The organism is Deltaproteobacteria bacterium, from assembly GCA_009692615.1.
Lineage (GTDB): Bacteria > Desulfobacterota > Binatia > UBA9968 > UBA9968 > DP-20.
Genome location: SHYW01000154.1, coordinates 1 through 9,376 on the forward strand (window position 1 = coordinate 1; position 9,376 = coordinate 9,376).

A 9,376-nucleotide genomic window follows, 5' to 3' on the forward strand; every position below is an offset into this window, starting at 1 on the left:
GCTTGCTCTGCTTTTTCTTTCTCGCCCACGCCAAACTCGCAAACGTTGTCTGCTCCCCCACGCTCTTTCCTCCCGCCTCACCTTGTCGGTCTTTCTGCTCTTCGTTATTAGACGACTTGCTAGATGACTTGTTCAGAGATTCCTTAAGCCTTTCTGGCTGGCATCCGCTCGGTCGACTTACCGATTTGTTTAATCACGCAAGAGAATTCGCTTTTCCTGCACTGCCATGTAGGATTTTCCTGCGGAACTCTTCCTGTCCTGTCGTCTTTTGTTACTTCCTGCATAGTTGAAAAAGTGGCATGAAAACTGCCTATGTCCCTGCCGGTAACGAAACCAGCTGTAGGAGGCTTATTATGGACGAAATGTTAACCGCAGGTGAAGTCGCTGAGCTTTTACAAATCCATCCTCGTACCGTTTACAAACTCGTCAAAGATGGCTCCATTCCCGGGCGTAAGTTTGGCGGCGGTTGGCGTTTTAGCCGGAGCGAGATCGTCGCCATGGTGTCGCCACAAGGGAACTCTCCGGCGCCAAGTAAGATGCACACCGACGAACGCTAGATTCTTTTCACCATGGGCGGAGTCCGTGGGAGTCGCTCGAAATGTTTAAGGGCATAGTGGCGCTGCTGCTGGGCATCGGCGTATTACTATTTGGCGTCGCCGGGAATGCCCATGGGCAGAAACAGTTTTCCATCGGCTCGCTCAATACCGCCGATCAATTCACCAACAGCTTCGAAGGATTTCGCGCGCGCATGGCGGAGCTGGGTTATCGCGACGGTTACAACGTCCGCTACCAGTATTACAACTCCCGCGGCAACGATGAATTGCTCAAGACTTTGGCGCAGAAACTGGCCCAAGATAAACTCGATCTGATCGTGACTTCATCGACCTCGGCCACAGTGGCCGAGGCCAAAGCGACTGAAGCGAGCCGAACGCCGGTGCTCTTTCTGAGCGCCGGTAATCCCCAAAAATTGGTCAAGAGTTTCGCGAGCTCGGGGAGTAATCTCGCCGGTATCAGTTCCGGGTCTTTGGAACTGATGGGCAAACGGCTCGAGTTGCTGCGCGAAATCGCGCCCAAGGCGATCCGTGTGGCGATGCCAATGGATATCAATAGCGTCAACCTGGCGGCCAACAGCCAGGAAGTCGCCGAAGCCGCGGCGCGCTTTGGCTTCAAAGTCGTCGAGCTGAAAGTGGCGAGTCCCGAGGAGTTGGACAAACTCGCGGCATCGATTCAACGAAAAAACTTCGACGCCATCTTTACGCCCGCGGACTCCATGGTTAGCAACGGTATCGAGGGATTGGCCAAAGCCGCCATGAGCGAGCGATTGCCGCTGATCTCATCGCTGTTGGTGTTGGTGAAAAAGGGTGCCCTCGCCAGCTATGCGGCGGACTACGCCGCCCTCGGTAGTCAGGGCGCGGTCTTGGCGGATAAGATTCTGCGCGGCGCCCGTCCGGCGTCGCTGCCCATCGAATTACCCCGCAAATACAAACTCGCGATCAATTTAAAAACCGCCAAGACCATTGACCTGAGAATCGCCAAAGAGATATTGCTGAGAGCCGATGACGTTATCGACTAGTTGGCCGATCGAACCGCAGCCGGAGTCGTGGACCGCGCGCCGTCGCAACAGTATTCGTTACCGGTTGGCGGCCTGGGGTGTAGGGCTATTGGCCGGGGCTCTGGCGATCACCACCTTCATCGGTTCGAGTTACACCCGCTCACAGATTCAACGCTCGGCGGCTGAATTGCAGAGTGAAGTCGCGTCGACCACGGCGCGGCGGGTTGAATCGTTCATCATCCGCAAGCTCGAGCGCTTGGAAGATATCGGCACGGCGATGTCGCTCAATCCCCTCGGCAGCGCCGGCCAGCGAATGCTGGGATTGCTGCTGTTAAAAAACGATCCGGCTTTCAGCGAGGTCGCGGTACTCGACGGCGCCGGCATGGAAGTGCTCAAGTTTGCCGACAGTCGGGTTTTTTCAACGGCGGATCTCAAGAGCCGACGGCAAGAGCTGGAGTTTACCGAAGCCGCGCGCGGCAGAACTACATTGGAGCGGTCTTTACTTCGGCCCAGGCGGAACCCTTTCTCACCTTAAGCGTGCCGCTTAGAAGCGCGCCCAAACGGATCGGCGGCGTTCTGGTGGCCAAGGTCAATCTTAAGTTTCTCTGGGACGCCTTCGGCGAGATCCGTTTCAGCCGCGCCGGTTACGCCTATCTCATCGATCGCAACGGCAATCTCATCGCCCATCGCGACGCTTCCCTGGTGCTCAAGAAAACCAATCTGAAATCCTTGGCGAAAGTGCAATCGTTTCTGCGAAGCGCCACGGCGGACGGCAGTCCCGCCGAGGAAGGGGTGGGCATCGACGGCGGCCGCGTATTGAGCAGCTACGCGCCGGTTGCCGGCTTGGCGTGGGCCGTGGTGGTCGAAGAGCCAGTGGAAGCGGCCTTGGCCGATCTGGCGCGGCTGCATCGTTATGGCGGGTTGTTACTGATCGCCAGCTCCCTGCTCGGCGCCTGGGTGATCGTTTGGGTGAGCGGAAAAATTTCTAAACCGATCCAAGCGCTGCGCCGAGGCGCGGCGATCATCGCCCACGGCGATCTACAACATCGTGTCGATATTCGGAGCCGCGATGAAATCGGTCAGCTCGCCGATGAGTTCAACAAAATGGCCGAGACGGTGGAAAGTTCTCACGCAATCTTGGAGCAAAAGGTCGCGCAACGCGCCGGCCATATCTCGGCACTCTATGAGGTGACCCGCAAGGTCAATCAATCCATGGAGCTGGAACGGGTGCTCCATGATGTCGTCGAGCAAATCATCCAACTGTTTCATTTCGATACCACGCGGATTTACCTTTTCGACGGTGAACGAGAGAATCTCATCCTGACGGCTTCTTTTGAAACCTACGGCGATCCGTGGAGCGGTATTCAGCTGTTTCGCAAACGGCGCAGTGTGGTCGGCAAGGTGGCGGAAAGCGGTGAAGCGATTATTATCGCGGATGTTCAGAACGATCCGGATTACACCGAGCTGCGCGAAAGCAATGTCACCCGCGATGTCGGGTTTCATTTTCTCGGTGTCTTGCCGATCAAGACCCAAGACAAAATCTTGGGTGTGATGGCGATCCATCAACGGCAAGCGCGAACCCTCGCCGACGACGAGCTGCGATTGCTATCGTCCATCTGTGAACATATCGCGGTGGCGGTGGAGAAGGCGAATCTATTCAATCAGGTGATCACCCGTTCGCGCCATCTCGAAGCGTTGAACACCATCGGCGCGGCGGTCAGTCAATCGCTCAATTTGGATGAAGTCCTCGATCAAGCCGTCGACAAAATCGCCAAGACTTTGGGTTTCGACGCCGCCTGGATTTATCAAGTCGACAACACCGACGGACTGCTGCACCTAAAAGCGTTTCACGGCGTCGTCGATGCCATGGCGGCGAGCATGGCGACGCGCTCGGTGATTGGCGGCGTCAGCGGCCAGGTGATCGCCAGCGGCGAGAGGCTAGTGTTTGAAGATATTCAGAACGATGAGAGTTACCGCGGCCTGAGCCTCGAAGGCCGGGTGGTCTCTTTGGGTTTTGGCAGTGCCGCGGCTTTTCCGGTCAAAGCCAAAGAGAAAATCATCGGTACCTTGCATGTCGCCAACCGGTCTAAGCACCATTTCGCGTCCGAGGATTTGCAACTGATCGAATCGATCGCCCATCAAATCGGCGTAGCCACGGAAAATGCCATGCTGTTCGCCGAGGTTACCGCCAAGACCCAGGAACTTGCCGTGACCAACCAGGAGTTGCTCGACGCGACGCGGGCGCGCTCCGAGTTCATCGCGGCGATGTCCCATGAGTTGCGCACGCCGCTCAATATCGTGATCGGCAGTTCTGACTTGCTGCGTGACGGCTTTTTTGGCGATCTCAGCGGCGAGCAGAAGGGCGCCATGGAAAAGATCTCGCGCAACACCCGGGTGCTGCTCAAGATGATCAACGACGTGCTGACGATCTCACGCTTCGACGCCAATCGGATCTCATTGGACATCGCCACCGTCGAGGTCGATGAGATCATCGACCAGGCCCGCGCCGTGGTCGATCAAATCAATCGCGACAATCATCTCGAAGTGCGCTGGCATATCGACCGGTCGATTCCACCCTTGGTAACCGATTCGCTGAAACTCGAAGAGATTTTGCAAAACTTGATCGGTAACGCTTTCAAATTCACCCCCAGGGGGCATATCGAAGTGCGTGCCAATCATCGGCCGGAGCAGGACCGCGTCGAATTTGTCGTGGCGGATAGCGGTATCGGCATTCCAGTCGAAGATCAGGAGCGAATCTTTAACGCCTTCGAGCAAGTCAAAGACGGCCAAACCGGCCACTTCAACGGCGTCGGCCTCGGCCTCAATATCGTCCGGCGCTACTTGGATCTCATGCATGGGCAGATCTCGGTGGAAAGTCAGCCCGGCCAGGGTTCCAAATTTACCGTCTCGGTGCCACGTTCGCTGCCGTTAAATTCTTAACGGCGGATTAGCGCTTCGCTTGACTTCCTGCGCCGTGAGCAGCTAGGAAAGACAGGACTTATCTTTCTTTTCAGATCGGAAAATTACATGGCCGGTGCACTGGCAGGGATAAAAATTATCGAGGCGGCGAGTTATGTCACGGGGCCGTTCGCGTCGCAGTTGTTGGCGGATATGGGCGCGGAGGTGATCAAGGTCGAAGAGCCCAAGCGCGGCGATCCGTTTCGCGGTTGGGGCGAGCGCAACTACGCGGCGACTTTTTGCAGCCTCAACCGCAATAAGAAAAGTATCACCTTGGATTTTCGCACCGACGAGGGGCGCGACATTCTGTTTCAGTTACTCGCCGGCGCCGATGCCTTCATACAAAATTTTCGCCCCGGCGTATTGGACAAGCGTCGTTTGGGTTACGACGATCTCAAGCAAACCAATCCCAGGCTGGTCTACTGTTCGATCTCCGGTTTCGGACCGACCGGGCCCTATCGCGATATGCCGGGTTACGACACCGTGGGTCAAGCGCGCAGCGGTTTACTGAGCCTGCTCACCGATCCGGGCAAGCCTCAGGGCATGGGCATTTCTTTTTCCGATCATCTCACCGGCATGTACGCCTGCTACGGGGTGTTGGGCGCGCTGATGAACCGCATGCTCACCGGCCTAGGGCAGCATGTCGAGACTTCGCTGTTGCGCGCCTCGGTTTCCTTTATCGCGGAGAATGCCTCGCGCTATTTCGAAACCGGCCATGTGCCGCGCCGCAAGCATCGCACCACCACTGCCGGCGTGTTCGCCTTCGAAGACCAAGATGGCTTAGCCTTCGTGCTGCACATGTCTTCGCCGGATAAATTTTGGCTGGGCTTGTTCGATGTCGTCGGCAAACCGGAGTGGGCCCAGGACCCGCGCTTCAACAATCGCAAAGCGCGGGTGGAAAATTATGACGCGCTCAACGAATTGCTGGGGCCGATTTTTCGCGCCGGCAAACGCGATGATTGGCTGCGCCGCTTGATCGCCAAAGACGTTCCCGCCGCACCGATCAATACTCTCGACGAAGTGTTCGCCGATCCGCAGGTGCAGAGTTATGGCTTTCCTGTGGAAGTTGAGCACCCGCAGATGGGTAAGATGAAACTGATCGGCAACGCCGTCGACATGAGCCGTACGCCGCCGAGCATCGATCGCCCGCCGCCGATGCTGGGGGAACACACGGAAGAGATACTCGGGTCGCTCGGTTATGACGGTGGAAAAATCTCATTGCTGCGAAATCAAGGAGTGATCTAGCAATTGGAGTATTGGAGTGATGGAGTGTTGGAGTAATGGGCCGGAAACCCAATGCTCCAGTACTCCAGTACTCCATCAACCCAATGACTCACACCCATGCGCCATCCTAGTTTAGTTCCGTTATCCCACGATCATCACCATGGCCTCGCCCTGGCGCTGCGTTGCCGCAAGCAGGCGCTGGGACAATTGAAGCCTCTGGGCGCCGCCGGCCTGCGCCAACGTGCCCAAGAGTTTTTAGAGTTTTACCGAAATTATCTCGTCGCCCATTTTCGCGCCGAAGAAGAAGTCTTGTTCCCGCTGCTGCGCGTCTCCGTGCCGGGAAGCGAAGCCATGCTCGATGAATTGATCGGCCAGCATGGGCAACTTAGCCAAGCCGCAACCCGTCTGGAAACCGGCACTGGATTGGCTAAATTAATTTTCGATATTGGCGATCTGCTCGAACGGCATATCCGCAAGGAAGAGCGCGATCTGTTCCCGCTCTTCGAAGCGCATATCGATGCGGCTACGGCGGCAGCGGTCGGCGTGGAGTTACAAAAAAATCTCGCCGCAAGTAGCGGAAAGGTCAGTAGTCAGTAGTCCGTCGTCTTCTAGTCCATCAGTTTCAACAGCACATGGCGGCGATTCTTAGTGTGCGGCCGCACTTGGCTCGGCCAACGGCCGTCTTCGATGGCTTTGTCCCAGGCCGGGCTGGTTAACACGTCGGGGCTGGCCAATTCGTAGATCGCGGTGTAGGTCGGCTCGTTGGGGATTTCAATGGTCTTGCTCTCGCCGCCGATATTCATCGTCAGCGTGCCCCGTTTGTAGCGCGATACACCGAGAACGCCTGGAACTTTGAGCAGATTGGGGACATGCTCTTGGTCGTAAACTTCGTTGAAGATCGCGTCATGCTCGGCGTCGACATCCATGCTGGCGATCATCAGATATTTTGCTTTGTCTGCCATGATTGATTTCTCCTATTCGGCTGCGGAAAAGACAAGGCACGCCTTGCCCCTACGGTTGATCACGATATTCGGTTACATGCCTAGGAAGGTGGCGATGTCCGGCGCCGGCGATTTGATCTCGACGACGACCGACGCTTCGATGGCTTCGACGCCGTGGGCGATGCCTTTGGGATGGCGGCAGACGTCGCCGGGGCCGAGAACATAGTTCTCGCTGCCGACGGTCATTTTGACTTTGCCTCTGACGACGTAGGCGAGAGACTCATGTTGGTGTACATGCAGAGGCGCGCCGACGCCTGGGGTGTAATGGATTTCCAAAAACGTCATCTCATCGCCTTTGATCAGCGGTTTCACCACCAGGTCGCCGCCGTACATCGGTTTGCCTTCGATGGATTTGACGATGACGCCTTTGACATCGGCGTTTCTGGATAAAATCATTTTGGCTCCTTCGGTTGATTGTCTGGCGTGTCGATCGAATGGCGGATTCTATCGGCCAGGCAATTTCAAGTCAACGTCGGGTAGCGGTTCAGTTTCGCCTGAATTTGTAGGGGTGGACCTATGTGTCCACCCGTTCAGAGGGCCGACACGCAGTCGGCCCCTACATGAGATGCCATGTTAAAAACAAACTGAACCACAACCCAACGTCGCGCTGACGACTCGCGTTTTTTTCTCAGGCTTGGTAGGAGTGAGGATGTAGCTATTGGAGGCTCCCATGTTATTGGTTCAAGCGTTGGATCATTTTGTCGTGCCGGTCAACGATATTGTCGCGGCGGAGGATTTTTATGTCGATGTCTTTGGCGGTAAGATCGTCAAGCGCAACGGCCTCAATGTGCGGTCGCAAAGTCTCGGGCCGCACACGTTTATCGACGTCGCCGGCAAGCGCATCGGTGTTTATCTTCAAAAAGAAGAGCGCGGTCAGGCGGCAACGCCGCGCGGTACACCGACGTATTCGTTTACGACCACCAGCGCTGGTTTGCGGCAAGTAATCGGTACGCTGGAGGCACGTGGAATTAAATATGAAGGGCCGGTGGCGAAGGCTCACCCCTTTGCCGCATCGACGGTTTTCTTCGCCGATCCGGCCGGCAACAATTTCGCTATCTACGTGCCGAACGATGACGATGGCGGTTCGGCTCCGACTTCTGAAAGATTAACGGGTGTCGGCTATCTCCAATTGGAAGCGCCCAATCTCGATAGTTCGATAAAATTTTATGAACAAGTGCTAGGATTCAGTTTGCTCGGCCGCGGCCGCGATGCGCGTTCGGATCACGCGCAAGCAACCCTGCGCATGGCCAGCGGTCAAATTCTTTTGCTGACCGAGACCGCTTTCGCCTCCAAAGGCTTTCCCATGAGCCGGTTGATCCCAGGCCCGCATTTAGGTTTCTACGTGGCGCCCGAGCAGTGGCGCGACGCCTTGGCGCAACTCGAGCGCTTGAATATTCCCAACGGCGACCGCGGTGTCGAAGCCAAAGGGCGCACGCCCGGCGGCACCGCCGGGACTTACATGGACGATCCGGCGGGTTATGTGATTCAGTACATTACCGAAGGGATGAATTGAAAGTCTGCGGAAAAATTCTCCAATAGTATAGTTCACGCAGCCGCATCAGCGTGCACGAAACAGCTTAGCCAGTTAGACGAGCACTTCAATGATATTCTCTATTGGGCGCCGGTGTCTGCCGCGACACGGGATCTCAGGCCGCAAATTTATGGGGAAAATGTTATCGATCGGGAAAACGCCATGACGATGATGGGGACCTTCTCAATAGTCAACACGCCGCTGCCTGCTCGATCTTGAAGAAATCACGCCGCTTTTCGCGCCGCGCTTTCGAGTAGTTCATGGATATAGGTTTGATAGGGCTTGTCTTGCTTCGCGGCGAGTTTTCTTAGCTGCTTCAACAACGCCGGATCGATCCTGATAGCGATGAGCTGGCGCGGCCCGCGCGAGGATTTGGGCCGCCCGACTCTGCGCGCCCTGCGAAGCTCCTCATCCGTTGATTCCGGAATGTCCGAGAAATCAATTTGCCGGTTTAGCATAGGCTTTGCGTTCTTTGCGGCTCGCCCATCGCGCGCTGATGATCCTGATCGTTTCTTTTTCATCTTTCGATCTCCTAACCGTATAAACTACCAACAAAATGTTTTCTTCACTCGATGTCCCAAGCCGCTTGTATCTTTTTTCCTGCGAGGCGTGAGCCAAATCCTCCCAGTCCAAACCCGATGCATCTGAAAAAATGGTGGCGGACTCTTCGAACGAGATGCCGTGCTTCGCAAAGTTGACGAGCGCTTTTTGCGGGTCCCAAGAAAACATTTATTACCGTATATACGCTAATTCGTGTGAATAAACTAGCGATGCAGTTCGACCGCATCGCCTTCGGCTCATTCGGTCACGCAGGTCAAGAGCCGCGGGCATTGGAAGTGACAATGATGTTTTGATGTGCTCGTCTCTCCAGCCAGTCCAACGTGATTACGCATATCGGAAAAAATGAGTCGCTCGATTACATGGGTTTCGTGATTTGCATCGTTTCGGACCGAAATATGCGGGGTGTCGTGGCAACGTCAATATGTCATGTTAACAGCAACGCGATTATGTCAGGGTAGTGCGTTGGGTTGAGGTCGTAAGTTAGAAACCTGGCCATAGCGGAACCCCACCTTGTTGGAGTTGGTTCGATATAGGCCAAGTGTGTGCGTC

The 9,376-nt window shown here is 55.8% G+C and carries 11 protein-coding genes; 7 read left to right on the forward strand and 4 right to left on the reverse strand.

The window, feature by feature from the left end; all coding sequences use genetic code 11:
• The first annotated feature begins 299 nt into the window (after positions 1-299).
• The 6 genes from EXR70_23680 (at position 300) to EXR70_23705 (ending at position 6,331) form a co-directional block, all read left to right on the forward strand.
• Positions 300-557 carry a DNA-binding protein gene (locus EXR70_23680; protein ID MSP41498.1) on the forward strand — a complete coding sequence of 86 codons (258 nt, stop codon included), beginning with the start codon at positions 300-302 and terminating at the stop codon, positions 555-557.
• Positions 558-598: 41 nt separating this feature from the next.
• Positions 599-1,573, forward strand: a complete 975-nt coding sequence (locus EXR70_23685) for a hypothetical protein (GenBank protein MSP41499.1) — start codon at positions 599-601, stop codon at positions 1,571-1,573.
• Positions 1,557-2,087, forward strand: a complete 531-nt coding sequence (locus EXR70_23690) for a hypothetical protein (GenBank protein ID MSP41500.1) — start codon at positions 1,557-1,559, stop codon at positions 2,085-2,087. Before EXR70_23685 ends, EXR70_23690 begins: the two co-directional genes overlap by 17 nt.
• 44 nt (positions 2,088-2,131) lie before the next feature.
• The gene (locus EXR70_23695) at positions 2,132-4,492 is read left to right on the forward strand and encodes a GAF domain-containing protein (protein ID MSP41501.1); all 2,361 of its coding nucleotides are present in this window, start codon (positions 2,132-2,134) and stop codon (positions 4,490-4,492) included.
• A gap of 87 nt (positions 4,493-4,579) precedes the next feature.
• Positions 4,580-5,755 (forward strand): CoA transferase, encoded by a 1,176-nt coding sequence (locus EXR70_23700; GenBank protein ID MSP41502.1) that lies wholly within the window; start codon positions 4,580-4,582, stop codon positions 5,753-5,755.
• Between the two features lie 96 nt (positions 5,756-5,851).
• Positions 5,852-6,331, forward strand: coding sequence for a hemerythrin domain-containing protein (locus EXR70_23705; GenBank protein ID MSP41503.1), 480 nt, complete (start codon positions 5,852-5,854; stop codon positions 6,329-6,331).
• An 11-nt stretch (positions 6,332-6,342) separates the two neighbouring features.
• Here EXR70_23705 and EXR70_23710 read toward each other — a convergent pair whose 3' ends face one another.
• Positions 6,343-6,696 (reverse strand): hypothetical protein, encoded by a 354-nt coding sequence (locus EXR70_23710; protein MSP41504.1) that lies wholly within the window; start codon positions 6,694-6,696, stop codon positions 6,343-6,345.
• Between the two features lie 72 nt (positions 6,697-6,768).
• Positions 6,769-7,131 carry a cupin domain-containing protein gene (locus EXR70_23715; GenBank protein ID MSP41505.1) on the reverse strand — a complete coding sequence of 121 codons (363 nt, stop codon included), beginning with the start codon at positions 7,129-7,131 and terminating at the stop codon, positions 6,769-6,771.
• Between the two features lie 274 nt (positions 7,132-7,405).
• On the opposite strand from EXR70_23715, the gene EXR70_23720 reads away from it, so the two are divergent.
• Complete coding sequence (locus EXR70_23720) at positions 7,406-8,248, forward strand: VOC family protein (protein ID MSP41506.1); 843 nt, start codon at positions 7,406-7,408, stop codon at positions 8,246-8,248.
• A 242-nt stretch (positions 8,249-8,490) separates the two neighbouring features.
• Here EXR70_23720 and EXR70_23725 read toward each other — a convergent pair whose 3' ends face one another.
• Together EXR70_23725 and EXR70_23730 are read right to left on the reverse strand one after the other, a co-directional pair.
• Positions 8,491-8,787 carry a hypothetical protein gene (locus tag EXR70_23725; GenBank protein MSP41507.1) on the reverse strand — a complete coding sequence of 99 codons (297 nt, stop codon included), beginning with the start codon at positions 8,785-8,787 and terminating at the stop codon, positions 8,491-8,493.
• Positions 8,705-8,995: a BrnT family toxin gene (locus EXR70_23730; GenBank protein ID MSP41508.1), complete on the reverse strand. Its 291-nt coding sequence runs from the start codon at positions 8,993-8,995 to the stop codon at positions 8,705-8,707. The genes EXR70_23725 and EXR70_23730 overlap by 83 nt, the downstream gene beginning before the upstream one ends.
• Positions 8,996-9,376: the final 381 nt, after the last annotated feature.